Genomic DNA, 16,524 nt, shown 5'->3' with positions numbered 1-16,524 from the left:
ACCTCCTGCGCGGTGGCGACGATCCTCGCCCACCTCTCCTCGTCGGGCAGGAAGACACGGTCCTTGATGCGGGGCGGTCGCTGCCCGGAGCGTGCCGCGCGCTCCCACTCCCGCAGGAACGCGTCCGGGTGCACGGTGATCACCTCGACCGGTCCGATCGCCCCGGACCCGCGGCCGGCGGCGTAGCCGGGAGACTCCCGCGACAGCCGCCGGTCGAGCGCGGCGGCCAGTTCGGGCACCGGTGGTACTGCGAAGGAGACGGCGACCTGGTAGCGCGGGGCGGCCCCCTCGCCCTCGGGGCGCAGGCGGAACGTCGCGTTGCGCAGCTCCGCGCCGGTGTCGTCACACGCGGCCCGCAGGGCGCGCAGCGCGACGGCCTCGGTCAGCCGCTCCCCGGCCGCGGACCGGGCGACGTCCCGCCCGGCGTACTCGATGCGCGGAGTACGGCCCACCTTCCCGACCACGGTCACCACGTCCGTGACGGCGCACCGGTACAGCCCTCCGACGTGGCTGAGCACCAGGTGGTAGTCGCGCCCCTCCTCCACCTCGGTGGCCGACAGCGTCTCACTGCCTGCGGTGACCGGCCGCTCGGCGGGCGCGAACTCGTAGACACAACCCGGCAGATACAGCGGTGCCCCGTGGGGATGCCCGTCGACGGGCACGGCCGCCGGTCCCTCGCAGGACGCGATCGGCGCCGGGAACAGCCGCACCCCTGGCCCGTACGTCTCCCGCACCCGGGGGAGGTAGGACCGCGCGAGGCCGCTGTTCCACACGAACACGGCGGCCAGGTGCGGCCACAGGTGGTAGGGGCGGACCGTGCCGAACGTCTTCGCGTACTCCTCGATCTGCTCGGCACGCTCCGGGTTCGGCGTCGTGTGCCGGTGCCCGCCGAGGGTCCCGGCCCGGATGTCGTCCACCAACCGCGGCCACATCTGCCGCAGTTGGTACGGCAGCCCGGCCACCATCGCTGGATTGACGCCGATCACCACCCGGATGTCCTGTTCGGCGGCCAGACGCAGCTTGTAGTAGCTGCGCTCCCAGGGGTCGTCACCGGCCAGTGCCTCGGGGATGCGGCTCCACGGGGCGTTGTTGCCGAGGCCGACGGCGGAGTCCTCGCCGAACTTGCGGTAGTCGACCTGACTGGCGCCGATGTGCGGCCGGCCCTGCGGGGTGCGGGTGATCGGCGAGGTCGGGTCCTGCCAGAGGTTCAGCACACCACCGGGCGAGGCCGGCGCCTGGGGCAGCGCCTGCAGCAGCGGCGCGAAACTCGCGTGGTAGAAGGGCAGGAACGTCTGCCGCATGTAGGTGCGGGTGATGGGGATGTGCTTCTCGCGGCCCGTGCTCCCGCTGGACGAGAAGTAGACGACCGGGTCGTCGGTGGTCAGCACCTTCGGTTCGCCGCCCATGGCCCGCACGATCCACGGCATCATCGCCTCATGGGTGCGGATCGGCACGGCCCGGCGCAGCTCGTCCAGAGTGCGGACCGAGGCCAGCCCGTGCTCACGCCCGAACGACGTGTCCGCGTTCCGCTCCAGCATGTCCCGGAGCAGGTCCTGTTGCACTTCCTCGGGGCGCTCCAGGCACTCCAGGAACCGGCGGTGCTCCGCGAGCACCCGTTCGGCCTGCACGTCAGTGGTCTCCTTCGCTGCGGTCCGACGTCAGCACGCCGAACAGGGCCAGTCGGTCGGGGTCGGAGCCGCTGCCGGCGATCCGGGTCTGGACCGAACCGGCACGGGCGGGGTCGAGGGCGTCGTGGAACTCCGCGGGGTCGAGGAACCTCCGGTGGCCGACCCGCAGGGTGTCACCGGGACCGACCAGTCCGCGCAGCACGGCCTCCGCGATCAGATGGTGCACGTGGACGAGGTAGGCGCCGGTGCTGACGCCGCCGACCGCGACCGACACCTGCGCGGTGCGGCCGGAGGGCGGCCCCGGCACGGTCACGGTCAGGGGCCCGGCCGGCACCTCGACCGGCCGGGGGCCCTGGAAGGAGCGCAGCAGCCGGGACAGCGGCAGCAGCGCCCCGCGTGCGGCCGGGCCGTACCACGCGAGGTTCCCGTCCGCAGTGACGAGCCGGTGCGGGTGCCGGACCGCCACGGCCTCCGGCCGGCCCGCCAGGAACACCGTTCTGGTGAAGGTCCGGTACCAGCCTTCCCGCAGGTCGGCCGGGATCCCCACGGCGAACTGCGCGGCGCCCCGGACGAACGCCGCGACGTCGAGGTCGGCCACGACCACGGCCACCCCCAGCCCCCTGGGAACCGGTCCGGCGCCCAGCCCCGCACGGACCGCCGCCACCCGGGACAGCGCGGCGGCCCGCAGGGCCGACGCGCCCGCCGGTGCCCCGGCCGGTAACCCGCTCACGTGTAGATCCTCAGCAGCCGTGGGTCCGCCGGCAGGGGGCCGAGCAGCGATGTCGTCAGCCGGTAGGGGTCGACGAAACCGTTCGGGTCCCGGGACCGGGAGAGCGCCTCCGGCGGCACGCACCCGTCGACGTCGGCCGGGGTGCACGTGAGCAGCCGGGCGGCGCGTCCCACGCACCGGCGCAGCACCGGCATGCGGAACGGCTGCTCGGAGCGGCGGGGCAGCACCCCCGTGAAGTACAGCCGCATCCCCAGCCGGTAGGCGGCCCGGTCGGCCGAGCCGGAGGCCGCCGACAGGTCGGAGAGGGTGGAGCCGCGCCAACCGCCGTGGCGGCTGGAGCGCACCGCCCCGTCGACGGGCACCCTGCTGAACGCGAGCCGTACCGAGCGGCCGCCGAACGCGGTCAGCACCCGGTCGAGCAGCAGATAGTCGGCGGCCAGACCGTCGTCGAAGACCAGCAGGAACACTCGGCCCGGGCCGATCGCCGGGACCAGCTCGCGCAGGATGGGCAGCAGGTAGTTGGGATGCCCGTCGCTTCCGACCAGCTGCCGCAGCGGCAGGCCCCAGCGCGTGCCGTCCAGGTGGACGGGACCGCCGAAGCGGCGGTGGTCGACCAGCAGGCCCCGCTCCGCCAGCGCTTCGAGCGTCGTGTCCGCCGCCGCGGCCAGCGGACGGTCCTCCCCGAGGCCGAGATCGCCGACACCCAGCAGCTCCAGCTCGGCGCGCCACGCATCCAGCACCCGCCGGCCGGCCGGGTGGATCCAACCGGACGTGTCGACCCGCTCCAGGTAGGCGCCCACTGCCCGGGGGTCGCTCTGCCCGCCCTCGGTGTGGAAGCGGACGTAACGTTCACCGATCGCGGCCGCCGACTCCAGGCTCCAGTCCGTGTCCGGCTCGACCCGGTCCAGGTACCGCCAGAACGCCGTCGACTGGGTCGTGAGAGTCGCCATGCGGTCGTTCCACAGCAGCCGCACCCGCCCGGCCGACGCGCTCGCCTTGACCAGGATGTCCGTCCACAAAAGGCCTTTGACATGCGTGGGCGTCAGCGGTTTGGTCGGCGTGATCGTCACCGGAGCCACCACGAGTTCGTCGAGGACCACGTGATCGACCCTTTCTGCGTAAGGAATTCGGCAGCAATTCACAGGGCGGCGACGGAAGAGTGGGCGAAGAATGGGACAACCGTAACAATGGTCCAGCGGTGTTCAACTGCCGCTGCTGCACGGTTGAACAGCCGAACTTTTTCTGCCCGAATTACAGAGGGCTTTCCGCATGTTCAACTGCGGCGAGGAAGCAGTTGAACACAACGCCGTGAAATCTGTTGGACATTGATCGGCCAGCCCCGTCACGCCTAGCTTGAGGCCGCACCCTCGCCTGTTCAAAAGCTCCAAGAGATGGGAAACCCATGGCTGATCAGCAGCTGTTCCTGCGCTCGAAAGTGATCGTCGAACCGCTGATCGACAGATTCTTCGCGTGGCCGTACACCACGGCACCGGTGCAGTCGGCGATGAACCTCGCATTCCTCCAGGTACCGCTGATCGAGTCCTACCTGCAGTCCCCCCAGGTGCACGTGGCGGCCAGCAACAACCCCGACCTCCGCGGCGGCTACTTCATCAACATCCCGGAGGAGCGCGCCGACGAGGTGCGCGACCTGCTCGCCGCGATCAAGCGGGACCGCGCGCACATCCTGCGCTTCGCCGACGCGATCGTCGCCGGCCAGGAACTGCTGCGCGCCAACGCCACCGGCTTCGACCTCACCCCGCTGTACCCGAAGCTGCCGCCGGAGCTCGGCGGCCTGATCGAACTCGCCTACGACACCGACAACCAGGCGCAGCTGCGCTTCATGGAGCCGGTCGTCTACAAGAGCGACATCTACCAGGAGTCGCGGCAGTCGGTGCAGCTGTCCTTCGAGACCGGCATCGAGCGCCCCTTCGTCCTCAGCACCCCGCGACTGCCCTCCCCGGACGTCCTGGAGATCGACATCCCCTTCCGCCACGAGGGCCTCGCGGAGCTGTTCCGCACCCGCGTGCGGCCCACCACCCTCGGTCACCTGCGCGAGGCCCTCGGCCTCGACGACACCCAGGCCGGACAGCTGTCGCACATGCTCAGCGAAGAGCCCTCCCTCGCCGAGGACCGCCACATCGAGTCCGGCGGCCGCATCCGCTACTTCGGCCACGCCTGTCTGGTGATGCAGACCCCGCAGGCGGCCATCGTCACGGACCCCTTCATCAGCGCCGACAGCACGGCCGGCGACCGCTACACCCTTGACGACCTGCCCGACTTCATCGACCTCGTGCTGATCACCCACGGGCACCAGGACCACATCGTGCTGGAGACCCTGCTGCAACTGCGCGGCCGCGTCGGCGCGATCGTCGTGCCCCGGTCCTCCCGCGGCAACCTGGCCGACCCGAACATGGCGCTGATGCTCAAGAGCCAGGGCTTCCCGGTGATCGAGGTCGACGACTTCGACGAGATCGAGTTCCCCGGCGGCAAGGTCACCGCCACCCCGTTCCTCGGAGAGCACTGCGACCTCGATATCCGCGCCAAGTCCACGTACTGGGTGCGGCTCGCCGACAAGAACGTCTTCGCCGGCGCCGACTCGTCCGGCATCGAGCCCTCCCTCTACCGCTACATCAAGCAGGAACTGGGCACCGCCGACTACGCCTTCCTCGGCATGGAGTGCGACGGCGCCCCCCTCACCTGGCTCTACCAGGCCCTGCTCACCATCCCGATCACCAAGAAGATGAGCAGCTCCCGCAAGCTGTCCGGCTCCAACGCCGAGCAGGCCGCCGCGATCATGACCGAACTGGGCGCCAAGGAGGCGTACGTGTACGCCATGGGCGAGGAGCCCTGGCTCGGCCACGTCATGGCGACGACGTACACCCCCGACACGTACCAGATCAAGCAGATCGAGGAGTTCATGACCTGGTGCGCCGGCCGCGGCATCAAAGCCGGCCACCTCTACGGCCAGCAGGAATGGCGCTGGTAGACATGGCACCCGCCACCCTCCGGAGAGCCGAACTGCACACCAGCGTCAGCGACCCGGTCCTCGACACGATGAACTTCCTGAACGAGATCACCCACCGCTACCCCCGGGCAGTCTCGTTCGCACCGGGCCGCCCGTACGACGGCTTCTTCGACGTCGAGGAGATCTTCCGGCACATCCGCCGCTACCTCGACCACCTGGTGGAACGCGGCGCCTCACCGGGGGAGATCCGCGACGCGCTCTTCCAGTACGGACCGACCGGCGGGCAGATCCGCGAACTCGTCACGCAATCACTGCGCGAGGACGAGGACATCGACGTACCGCCCGAGGCCGTGGTGGTGACCGTGGGCTGCCAGGAGGCCATCCTCCTCACCCTGCGCGCCCTGCTGGCGGAGCCGCGGGATGCCCTGCTGGTCTCCAGCCCGTGCTACGTCGGCATCACCGGCGCCGCCCGACTGCTCGGCGCCGAACCCACCCCGGTGGCGGAGGGCCCGGACGGCTTCCGCAGCGCCGGCCTGGAGGCCGCGGTGGCCGCCGAGAAGGCGCGCGGCCGCCGGCCCCGCGCCTTCTACGTCGTCTCCGACCACTCCAACCCGTCCGGCACCACGATGCCGTTGCGGGAGCGGCACGCCCTGCTCGACCTGGCGCGGCGAGAGGACTTCCTGATCCTGGAGGACAGCCCCTACCGGCTGGTCAGCCCCGGTCGGCAACTGCCCACCCTGAAGTCCCTCGACCGCGACCGGCGCGTCGTCCACCTCGGCTCGTACTCCAAGACCCTCTTCCCGGGCGCCCGGGTCGGCTTCGCCGTCGCCGACCAGGTCGTCGTGGACGAGGACGGCGGGCAGGGCCTCCTCGCCGACGAACTCATCAAGATCAAGAGCATGGTCACGGTCAACACCTCGCCCCTGAGCCAGGCCGCCGTGGCGGGCATGCTCCTCGCCGCCGGCGGACGCACCTCGGAACTCAACGCCGACACCTCGGCGTACTACGGGGAGGCGATGCGGGCCATCCTGAAACGGCTCGACGCATGCTTCCCCGAGCCCGAGCGCAGCGCACTCGGCGTTCGCTGGAACGAGCCGGACGGCGGGTTCTTCCTCACCCTGGACGTCCCCTTCCCCGCCGACAACGCCGCCCTGGTGCGCTCGGCGGAGGACCACGGCGTCATCTGGACGCCCATGTCCTACTTCTATCCCCAGGGCGGCGGCGAGCACAGCCTGCGCCTGTCCGTCAGCTACCTGACCCAGGCCGACATCACCGAAGGCACAGCCCGCCTCGCCCGGTTCATCACGGCCGAAGCGGCCCGGGCCCGGTGAAGCACCGCCGTTCCCTGCCCTCACTCACAGAAAGCGAAGTCCCGTGACGACAGCACGACGTCTCATTCGCAGCAAGCCACGCATGTGGGGGTGGACCTTCCGATGACCGCCGACGCAGATCTCCACGGCACCGCCCTCCTCGACACCCCCGTCACCACACCGTCCAAAGGCCTCGGCAGCCCACGGATCATGGGGGTCGGCACCGCCGTCACCGACCACTCGTACTCCCAGCGGGAAGTCCTCGACCTCTTCGGCATCACCGACCCCAAGGTCCGCGCGGTCTTCCTCAACAGCGCGATCGAACGCCGCCACCTCACCCTCCCGCCCCGGGACACCGACGGCGCCGTCCTCCCCGAGGCCCAGGGCGAACTCCTCGCGAAGCACAAGCGGACCGCCCTCGACATGGGCGCCCGAGCCATCCGCACCTGCCTGGAGAACACCGGCCTCGACCTCGCCGACATCGACTACCTCTGCTGCACCACCACCACCGGATTCCTCACCCCCGGCCTCAGCGCCCACCTCATCAAGGACATGGGCCTCCTGCCCCGCACCAGCCGCGTCGACGTCGTCGGCATGGGCTGCAACGCAGGCCTCAACGCCCTCAACGCCACCGCCGGCTGGGTCACCGCCAACCCCGGCAAGGTCGCCGTGATGCTCTGCGCGGAAGCCTGCTCCGCCGCCTACGTCATCGACGGCAGCATGCGCACCGCCGTCGTCAACAGCCTCTTCGGGGACGGCGCTGCGGCCGTCGCGCTCACCGCGGACCCACCCGATGCCGCCTACGGCCCGGCCGGCACCCCACCGGCACAGGACGGCCCCCGCATCCTCGCCTTCGCCAGCCACCTGATCACCGACGCCATCGACGCGATGCGCTACGACTGGGACGACGACCAGAACAAGTTCAGCTTCTACCTCGACCCGCTCGTCCCCTACGTCGTCGGCGCCAACGCCGAGCAGATCGTCGACCGGCTGCTCACAAGCGCCGGCCTGCGCCGACGCGACATCGCCCACTGGCTCGTGCACTCCGGCGGCAAGAAGGTGATCGACGCCGTACGCGTCAACCTCGGGCTCACCCGCCATGACATGCGGCACACCACCGGCGTCCTGCGCGACTACGGCAACCTCTCCAGCGGGTCCTTCCTGTTCTCCTACGAGCGACTGCTCCGGGAGGGAGCCGCCCACGCCGGCGACTACAGCGTGCTGATGACGATGGGCCCCGGCTCGACCATCGAGACCGCACTGGTGCAGTGGTGACCACGGAACAGGTGAGAGAAGCGATGAAGAGCACCCCGGCGGCCGCGGCACACCCCGCGTCCGAGGAGATCCCCCTGCGGATCGACGGACGGCAGCCCCTGTCCGCCCACACCGTCGCCGCCGTCACCGCGGCCTGCGAGGCAGCCGAGGACCTCGACGGACGCGCCAGCGTCGTCGTACGCGTCACCGGAGCCCCGAGCGGACCCCTGCCGGGCGACCTGACCGTCTCCCTCGTCAGCAAGTGGGAGCGCGCCCTGCGCCGCCTGGAACGCCTGCCCGCCGCCACCGTCGCTGTCGCCGACGGCGACTGCGGAGGCCCCGCCCTGGACGTGCTGCTGGCCACCGACCACCGCATCGCCACCACCACGGTGCGCCTTGTCGTCCCCGTCGAGGGCGGCGGGACCTGGCCGGGCATGGCCCTGTACCGGCTCGCCGGACACGGCCCCCACGCGGCCCCCATCCGCCACGCCGTCCTCTACGGCACCCCCGTCGGCGCCGCCGACGCCCTGGCCCTGCACCTGGTCGACGAACTGACCGACGACGTGCCCGGGGCCCTCCGGCGCGCCGCGGACCGCGCACGCGCCGTCTCGGGCACCGAACTGGCCATCCGCCGCCAACTGCTGCACGAAGCGGCCGGCACCAGCTTCGAAGAGGCGCTCGGAGCCCACCTCGCGGCCTGCGACCGCGTCCTGCGCCGCGCCACGACAGGAGCCGAGGCATGACCGCCCCCGCGGAACCCACCGCACCGCACACCGACCCGGACGACGTCCGCGCACCCCTGCCCCGGGCCAGACAGACCCTGGAACAGGCGGCACGCCACCACCAGACCCTGCTGGACGGCCTGCCCCCGCACGGCGAACGCTCCGTGCGGCAGCAGACCCTCGCCTCCACGGCCGCCGACACTGTCCGCGACCTGCGCGCAGCGTTCCTGGACACCCACACCGACGCCGTCTACGACGAACTCACCGACCGGCGCACCCGCCCCCTGCGCATCGACGAACTGGCCAGGGCCGCCGCGACCGCCTTCCCCGGCCTCGTCCCCACCGACGACCAGCTCGCCACCGAACGCGGCCGGCCACAGGCCCGCAAAGAGGGCCACGAAATAGACCAGGGCATCTTCTTCAGCCGGATACTGCGCTCACCCCTGGCCGGCGCCCACCTCCTGGACGCCATGCTCCGGCCGACCCCGCGCGCCACCGCGCTGCTGCCCGAGTTCACCCGCACCGGCCGCGCAGACCTGGGATCCGTCCGCCTCGAACGCACCGAAGCCGTGGCCCGGCTGACCATGTGCCGCGACGACGCCCTCAACGCCGAGGACAACGCCCAGGTCGACGACATGGAGACAGCGGTCGACCTCGCCCTGCTCGACCCGGCCGTCGAGGTCGGACTCCTGCGCGGCGGCGAGATGACCCACCCCCGCTACCGCGGACGGCGGGTCTTCAGCGCGGGCATCAACCTCAAAGCCCTGCACAGCGGGGACATCTCCCTCGTCGACTTCCTGCTCCGCCGCGAACTCGGCTACATCCACAAGCTGCTGCGCGGCATCCGCACCGACCGACCGGGCTGGCGGTCGGGGACCACCGACAAACCCTGGGTCGCCGTCGTCGACTCCTTCGCGATCGGCGGCGGGGCCCAGCTGCTGCTCGTCTTCGACCATGTCATCGCCGCCGCCGACGCCTACGTCAGCCTCCCCGCCGCACAGGAGGGCATCGTCCCAGGCGCCGCCAACTTCCGGCTGACCCGCTCCGCGGGGCCACGCCTGTCACGGCAGGTGATCCTCGAAGGAAGGCGGATCTTCGCGACCGAACCCGAGGCCCGGTTCCTCGTCGACGAGGTCCACGACCGCACCGACCTCGACCTCGCGGTGGAACGCAGCGTGGAACGCCTGCGCGGCAGCGCGGTCCTCGCCAACCGGCGGATGCTGAACCTGTCGGAGGAGTCACCGGACGACTTCCGCCGCTACATGTCCGAGTTCGCGCTGCAACAGGCCCTCCGCCTCTACAGCTCCGACGTGATCGACAAGGTCGGCCGCTTCACCACGGCCTCGGCACCCGCAGCCGGGCGCACCCCGTGATCGGCGGCGGGGACTCGGGCGTACGGTACGAGAAGGACGGCCAGATCGCCCGGGTCACCCTCGACCGGCCCGAGGTGCTCAACGCGATGAACCAGCGCATGCACCGCGAACTCGCCTTCGTCTGGGACGACATCGAGGCCGACGACGACATCCGGGCCGCGGTGCTGACCGGCGCCGGCGAGCGTGCCTTCACCGTCGGCCAGGACCTGCGCGAGCGGGCCCGGCTGGACCGGGAGGGCACCCCGCCGACCAGCTTCGGCAGCCGCGGCCAGCCCGGCTCACCCCGGCTGACCGACCGGTTCGACCTGTCCAAGCCCGTGATCGCCCGCGTCAACGGCTACGCCCTCGGCGGCGGCTTCGAACTCGCCCTGGCCTGCGACCTCGTCGTCGCCGCCGACCACGCCGTGTTCGCGCTGCCCGAGGCCACGCTCGGCCTGGTCCCCGGCGCGGGCGGCGCCTTCCGCCTGGCTCGGCAGATGCCCCTGAAACAGGCGATGGGATACCTGCTCACCGGACGCCGTATGAGCGCCGCCGAGGCACTGCGCTTCGGCCTCGTCAACGAGGTCGTCCCGCTGCACGACCTGGACGCCGCCGTCGCCACCTGGACGGACGCCCTGCGGCGCAGCGCCCCGCTCTCCGTGCGGGCCCTCAAGGAAGCGGTGCAGCGGTCCCTGCACCTGCCGCTGGAAGATGCCTTCACGGCGACGTACCCGTGGGAGGAGAAACGACGCCGCAGCCATGACGCCGTCGAGGGCCCGCGGGCCTTCGCCGAGAAACGCGCTCCGGTCTGGCGCGGCGCCTGACACGACGCCCTCACCGGCACACCCGCTCCCGCGGACCCCACGCACCCAGATGTTCGAGCCGGGCCCGGCCGCACCGCGCCGCAAGCGCTGCGGCCGGGCGGTCGTTCAACCGCGCGGGCGCAGCGGTTGAACACCGCCCGGGCCCCGCCCCGGCCCACCCGGCAACGCTTGATCGCCGCCGAGGTGCGATGCCATCGTGAGCCGTGACGGAGCCCGCGCGCTCCACCGAGCACGACACCCGGCCCGCGAGCCGGGACCGACGGGGGCCGAGGGCGGGGCGGCCACCCGGACCTCTCCGTGGTGACCGCACGGAGAGCGCCTGTTGCCCCCTACGAGAACGGGCTCGACATGCCATTCGTGAACACCAACGGTGTGAGGCTCTCCTACCAGCGCTCCGGCAGCGGCACGCCGGTCCTGCTGATCATGGGCTCGTCCGCGTCGGGCCGGGTATGGACCATGCACCAGACACCGGCGCTCAACCGCGCCGGATACGAGACCGTCACCTTCGACAACCGGGGCATCGCACCGTCGGACGCCCCCGCGGGCGACTACCGCCTCGCCGACATGGTGGCCGACACCCGCGGCCTCATCGAGCAGCTGGGACTGGGCCCCTGCCACATCGTGGGAACATCCCTCGGCTCCATGATCGCCCAAGAACTCGCCCTCGCCGCACCCGAACTGGTCCGCTCCGCGATCCTGATCGCGTCCCGGGCCCGCTCCGACGCCTTCCGGCGCGCCCAGAGCGCCGCCGACCGCGCGCTGCGGGAGAGCGGCCTACGGCTGCCGGCCGGCTACGACGCCGTGAAGACGGTCACCGAGATGTTCTCCCCGACGACCCTCAACGACGACACCGCCGTCACCCCCCTGCTGGAGCTGTTCGAACTCACCGGCGGCCACTCCTCCGCCGGCCAGGCCGCCGCCGTCGACGGTCTCGGCGACCGGCGCGAGTCACTGCGCGGCATCACGGTGCCGTGCAGGGCGATCGCCTTCAGCCACGACCTCGTCTGCCCGCCCCACCTGGTCGCCGAGATGGCCGACGCCATCCCCGGCTGTGACCTGGTGGAGATCATGGACTGCGGTCACCTCGGCTACCTGGAACGCCCCGACGAGGTCAACGCGGCCCTGATCGAGTTCCTCGACAAGTACTGACCACGCGGCACCGCCCACGGCCCACGGACACGACAGCCGCGGGCCGGGACCGCGCGTGCCGTACGCACCATCGCGGCGCACGCGGTCACGACGTGCACGCGGTCACGACGCGTGCCTCGACCGTCGGCACCCGGAGAGGGTGGCACCGCCCTCCGGACCACCTCGCGCAGGAAGGAAGACCTATGGCAGGGCACGACATCGCGTACGTCGAGTTGTACGCCAAGGACAAGCAGCGGACCGCCCAGTACCTCGTCTCGGCCCTGGGATTCGACTGCGTGGCAGACTCCGTCGCGCCCGGCCGCAGCTCCCTGCTACTGCGGCAGGGCGTCGCCTCCCTCGTCGTCACCTCCGGGCCCGCCACCTGGGGCTTCCTCGACGCACACGGCGACGGCATCGCCGACATCGCACTGCACTGCACGGACGTCACCGCGACATTGGAGCGGGCCTTGCGGGCCGGTGCCCGTGAGGTCGGCTCCGCACGCGGCAACCCGATCCTTGCGGGGGCCGGCGGCATGACCCACACCCTGCTGCCCGCCGGACACACCCGGACGGGCCGGCCGGGCGGCCACCGCTGGGCGCGGCTCCCGCAGAGCCCCGGCCCCGCGGCGCCCGCGGCCCCCGTCGCGCGACTCGAAGGCGTGACGACCGGTGTCGGAGCGACGAACCTCCACGACTGCGTCCGCCTGTACGAGGAAGGGTTCGGGCTGACCCCGCGCCGACCGCGAGGGGACAGCGCACCGGACCGGACGCCCCGCGCCGTGGCACTCGCCGGACACCAGGGCGGCATGACCCTCACCCTCGCCGCCGCGGAGCCCGATACCGACCTCCGCCGCGGGACGACGCCGCAACCGACCCCCACGCACCGCGCGGAGCAGCGACTCACCTTCCGTGCGGACGACGTCGCCCGCGCGGCCCGCGAACTCCTGGACGCAGGCATCGAGTTCCGCACACCGGCACCTGCCGAACAGCCCGCGGGAAGCCACCCGCGAGCCCACCTCGTGGGCACCTCAGCACACTTGGGCGACACCCTGCTCATCGAACTCGTCCCGCACGGAGACGGCCCCGACGCTCTCGGCGACGACGACCTCCAGGCCCTGTACGAGACGGTCGGCCGACACAGACTGGCCGCCCGGTGAGCCACGCAGCGCACCCACCCACCGCCGCGGAACACCTCCCGCCTCCGTGAGCACCGGCACGTAGGCCCCGCCCCGAGGCGTACGCCCCGGGGATGACACACCCAGGGGAGGACACCCTCCGGCGGTCCCGGGCGAAAGGACGTGGCGCCGCGAAGGACACGGGGTCGTCACCGCGGGGGACGCGGTCCGGCGGGTGAGGAACCTAGCCTCGAACCGTCAACGGGCCGCCTGGCCACGACGCCGGCGCGGTGACACGACCCGGAAGGACTGATGCGCAGTGGCAGACCACGGAGGGCCGGGGCGCGAAGGCGCCGACGGGCCGCCGACCGAGGCATCCGAGCTCCCCACAGCGGATGACCCGCGCGGTTCCGTCGTCGCGCTGCCAGGGCTCCGGTACTCCCGGGAACCGGGACCCGCCTCCCCGGTCGCCCAGGGTCGGCCACACCAGCCGGTGCTCCATCCGGAGGCCCCGGGACTGGACCAGCTCGTGGCACCCGGCGCCGTCTGCGTGGACGTCGGGGCCGACTGCGCGCGGTGCACCGCGACATTGAGGAACCTCGCGGGCCCGGACGGGCAGGTGCACCGTCTTGTGCCGGGACGCCCGGGCGGTCCACGGGCGGCCACCGTGGACGATCTCTGCCGGCGGAAGGACCTGACACGGGTCGACTTCATCCGGATTCAGTTCGGCGAGGACGAACTGGACGTCCTGCTCGGGGCGTTCGCGACACTGCTGCGCGACCGCCCCGCTCTGCTCCTGCGATGGGGGCGCCGACGCCCCGACCGGCGGCGCACGGCCGACACCGTCCGCAGCCTCACCGTCTCCCTGTCGTACAGGATGCACGGCTGGCAGGAGGGCACCTGGCGACCGGTGACGGACGCCATGCCCGGATGGGGCGGGTTCCTGTTCCGGCCGCAGCCGGTACCGGGCCGATTACCGTGACGGAGGCAGCCGGATCACCCGGGGCCCACCTCACCGGTGCGAGCGGAGCATGTCCGCGGCCGCAGGCGTGTGCCCCCTGCTCCCGCCCGGGCGGCCGTCCTCACCCGCTGGCGAGCAGCCCGGCCCGGAGACGCTCGTCCAGCTCCTGCGAGAAGCCGAGCCATGTCTTGGCGTACTCCCGGGCGAGGCTCGCCACCGTTTCCCTGGAGTGGCCCGACAGGGAGGTGCTCAGGGCGGGCCATTCCTGTGTGGCGATCGCGTGCTGCTGGAGCAGCCTCAGCAGCCGCCGCCCTTCCTCCCTGTGACGCAGTGACGGGTCACGGGACAGCTTGTCGAGCACGACTCCGGGGTCCTGCGCCACCAGACGCATCCGGCGGTGCGGCTTACGCCCGGCCGGCTGGGGAGGTACGGCGGCGGGCCGGCTCGCGGACATGCTCTTGTCCGCCTGGCTCCTGACCCCCGAGCGCTCCGAGGCGGGCGGTTCGCCGGAGGCGAGACGTCTTCGGACGTCGCTGACGGTGGCCGGTGAGACGCAGGCGATCCGCGCCAGTTCCCGCAGGGAGGCATCGGGACGCTCGGCCAGCAGCTCGGCGACCCGGTACCGCGCCTCGGCGCTGTTGAGCGGACGGACCTTGCCGTCCTGGCCGACACGGGCGTTGAGTTGCGGCGTCTCGTCCATCCGGCGGCGGATGGTGGCCACGGCCTTGGCACCCAGCCCCGCCGCCTTGGCGATCGCGCGGTCGGACATGTGAGGCAGGGATGCGATGATCCGGGCGGCTGCGGCTTTGCGTTCGGCGGGGGAGAGCGGGAGCCCGTGGGCCGAGTTCGCCTGTACGGCCCGCAGGTATGCCTCTTCGGTGGTTCCGTCGAAGAACTCGACCTCGATAGTCTTCTGGCCGTTCGCAAGTGCCGCCAGATAGCGGTGCATTCCGTCGATGACCCGCATCGTCGGTCGGTGCACCAGCACGGCGGGTAAGGAACCTTCGATTTCGGCGAGCCGTGCGATGTGCTGGGCGTTCACGCCCTCGGTACGAGGCGAGTCGCCCGGCAGCAGCGACGCGGTGGGTACGGTTGTGATCCGGCTGTCCGAAGTCCTGGAGCCGTGCCCCCGTCTGGATATGGCCCTTTCACTTCCGGATTGCGTCAAGATCAACCCCCAGACTAATCAGTATCTCGGAACTGCTGTTCGTGGGTCGTGCCGTGCATGAGCCGGGTCGTGCCACTTACTTTTACGAGAACTTGGAGGAACGGGGTGAGTCGGACCGGTGTCTGACGGCCGTTAACGGCCGCTGGGCGGCCGACACGCGACCGTACGACGATTGCCAGACGCTCTTCGGCATCCACCCTACATTCCCATCTGCGCGGCGACAGGCGGGTTTATTCGGAGTCAAAGATTCCGTATTCTGGCCATTACGAGGCGTGAGTATGCGTGCATCCTGGGTGAAAACGGCGACAGGATGAGACTCCTGAAAGGCCCATTAACGCCTCAAAACGGATGCTCCACCCATGTCCGGCGCACGCACCCTGGAAAAGCCCGGAATCCCAAGCGGTGACGCCCCGACCGCAAGCGGGCAATGCCTCGCGGGGGCCGGCAACGCCTGTTCAAGTGCGGTCAGGGAGCAGTTGAACGGTCAGCGAATTCGATCACCGGCATTGATCAGACATGCGGCCTGGACCATAGTGAACTGGCTCCCCCCACGACCGCCCGTGGACACGTCTTGTAAGGGATGACGGATGACCGACCCGTTCGACCCGACCGCCCCGCCTTCCGGTGCCGGTCGACGGCGAGGAACAATGCCGTCGGCGGTTCGCCGTCGCCCCGACCACCCGAATGCCGGCGCACGACCGGCCAACGGACCAGACTTTCCTGCTCTCATTCAAAACAGCTGCTGCCCCTGACAAAACCGGCAGTTGAATATCAAGCCGCCGCTCAAGCGGAGGCTGCGAAGGCATGTCCCTCAGGTGCGACACCTTCGAATGGGGAACATGATCCCCGCCGCGGTTACGCGTAAACAGGAGGAATCCCGATGATCCCGTTGTCGTACGCGCAGCGCCGGCTGTGGTTCTTGACGCAGCTGGAAGGTCCGAGCGCGACGTACAACATTCCGATGGCCCTGCGGTTGTCGGGCCGACTGGACCGGGATGCCCTGGAAAGCGCACTGCGGGACGTGCTGGAGCGCCATGAGGTGCTGCGCACGGTGTTCGCGGAGACGGATGGCGAGCCGTACCAGCGGATCCTGCCGGTCGAGGAGACCGACTTCGCACTGAGCGTCGCAGACGTGCGACCGGAGGAACTGGACAGCGCGGTGGCGGAGGCGGTGCGCCACGTCTTCGAGCTGAGCGCCGATATTCCGCTGCGTGCTTGGTTGTTCAGGGTCGGCCCGGATGATCACGTGCTGGTGCTGGTGGTGCATCACATCGCGGGTGATGGCTGGTCGATGGGGCCGTTGGCGCGGGATGTGTCGGTGGCGTACGGGGCGCGGTGTGAGGGGCGTGCGCCGGTGTGGGCGCCGC

General features: G+C 71.2%; 14 protein-coding genes. 10 read left to right on the top strand and 4 right to left on the bottom strand.

The window, feature by feature from the left end; all coding sequences use genetic code 11:
- From AC27LF_RS44595 to AC27LF_RS44585, 3 genes are all read right to left on the bottom strand, one after another.
- Window positions 1-1,628, bottom strand: a 1,628-nt coding sequence (locus AC27LF_RS44595) for a GH3 auxin-responsive promoter family protein (protein ID WP_479664998.1), incomplete at its 3' end; no start/stop codon positions are given.
- A 1-nt stretch (window position 1,629) separates the two neighbouring features.
- Window positions 1,630-2,358 (bottom strand): DUF6182 family protein, encoded by a 729-nt coding sequence (locus AC27LF_RS44590; protein ID WP_479664997.1) that lies wholly within the window; start codon window positions 2,356-2,358, stop codon window positions 1,630-1,632.
- Window positions 2,355-3,458 carry a hypothetical protein gene (locus AC27LF_RS44585; RefSeq protein ID WP_479664996.1) on the bottom strand — a complete coding sequence of 368 codons (1,104 nt, stop codon included), beginning with the start codon at window positions 3,456-3,458 and terminating at the stop codon, window positions 2,355-2,357. Before AC27LF_RS44585 ends, AC27LF_RS44590 begins: the two co-directional genes overlap by 4 nt.
- A gap of 302 nt (window positions 3,459-3,760) precedes the next feature.
- Here AC27LF_RS44585 and AC27LF_RS44580 point away from each other — a divergent pair, with 302 nt between their 5' ends.
- The 9 genes from AC27LF_RS44580 (at window position 3,761) to AC27LF_RS44540 (ending at window position 14,010) form a co-directional block, all read left to right on the top strand.
- Window positions 3,761-5,344, top strand: a complete 1,584-nt coding sequence (locus AC27LF_RS44580) for an MBL fold metallo-hydrolase (RefSeq protein ID WP_479664995.1) — start codon at window positions 3,761-3,763, stop codon at window positions 5,342-5,344.
- A 2-nt stretch (window positions 5,345-5,346) separates the two neighbouring features.
- Window positions 5,347-6,654: an aminotransferase-like domain-containing protein gene (locus tag AC27LF_RS44575; RefSeq protein WP_479664994.1), complete on the top strand. Its 1,308-nt coding sequence runs from the start codon at window positions 5,347-5,349 to the stop codon at window positions 6,652-6,654.
- 189 nt (window positions 6,655-6,843) lie between these two features.
- Complete coding sequence (gene dpgA, locus AC27LF_RS44570) at window positions 6,844-7,908, top strand: 3,5-dihydroxyphenylacetyl-CoA synthase DpgA (RefSeq protein WP_479665000.1); 1,065 nt, start codon at window positions 6,844-6,846, stop codon at window positions 7,906-7,908.
- Window positions 7,909-7,931: 23 nt separating this feature from the next.
- Window positions 7,932-8,630 carry an enoyl-CoA-hydratase DpgB gene (gene dpgB, locus AC27LF_RS44565; protein WP_479664993.1) on the top strand — a complete coding sequence of 233 codons (699 nt, stop codon included), beginning with the start codon at window positions 7,932-7,934 and terminating at the stop codon, window positions 8,628-8,630.
- Window positions 8,627-9,982, top strand: coding sequence for a (3,5-dihydroxyphenyl)acetyl-CoA 1,2-dioxygenase DpgC (dpgC, locus tag AC27LF_RS44560; RefSeq protein ID WP_479664992.1), 1,356 nt, complete (start codon window positions 8,627-8,629; stop codon window positions 9,980-9,982). The genes dpgB and dpgC overlap by 4 nt, the downstream gene beginning before the upstream one ends.
- Window positions 9,979-10,785: an enoyl-CoA-hydratase DpgD gene (gene dpgD / locus AC27LF_RS44555; protein ID WP_479664991.1), complete on the top strand. Its 807-nt coding sequence runs from the start codon at window positions 9,979-9,981 to the stop codon at window positions 10,783-10,785. The genes dpgC and dpgD overlap by 4 nt, the downstream gene beginning before the upstream one ends.
- 348 nt (window positions 10,786-11,133) lie before the next feature.
- The gene (locus AC27LF_RS44550; protein ID WP_479664990.1) at window positions 11,134-11,934 is read left to right on the top strand and encodes an alpha/beta fold hydrolase; all 801 of its coding nucleotides are present in this window, start codon (window positions 11,134-11,136) and stop codon (window positions 11,932-11,934) included.
- A gap of 182 nt (window positions 11,935-12,116) precedes the next feature.
- On the top strand, window positions 12,117-13,070 hold the full coding sequence (locus AC27LF_RS44545; RefSeq protein ID WP_479664989.1) for a hypothetical protein: 954 nt from the start codon (window positions 12,117-12,119) through the stop codon (window positions 13,068-13,070).
- Window positions 13,071-13,695: 625 nt separating this feature from the next.
- A complete protein-coding gene (locus AC27LF_RS44540; RefSeq protein WP_487227941.1) occupies window positions 13,696-14,010 on the top strand; it encodes a hypothetical protein in 315 nt (104 codons plus the stop codon).
- Between the two features lie 100 nt (window positions 14,011-14,110).
- Here the strand turns inward: AC27LF_RS44540 and AC27LF_RS44535 are convergent, their stop codons facing one another.
- Window positions 14,111-14,977 (bottom strand): transcriptional regulator, encoded by an 867-nt coding sequence (locus tag AC27LF_RS44535; protein WP_479664987.1) that lies wholly within the window; start codon window positions 14,975-14,977, stop codon window positions 14,111-14,113.
- Between the two features lie 1,069 nt (window positions 14,978-16,046).
- Between AC27LF_RS44535 and AC27LF_RS44530 the strand changes: the two genes are divergently transcribed.
- A partial coding sequence (locus tag AC27LF_RS44530; RefSeq protein WP_479664999.1) for a condensation domain-containing protein occupies window positions 16,047-16,524 on the top strand: 478 nt, incomplete at its 3' end.

It is taken from the genome of Streptomyces diversicolor, assembly GCF_057537855.1.
The sequence above is the reverse complement of the archived record's forward strand: the minus strand, read 5'-3'. Positions and strand labels throughout refer to the sequence as shown.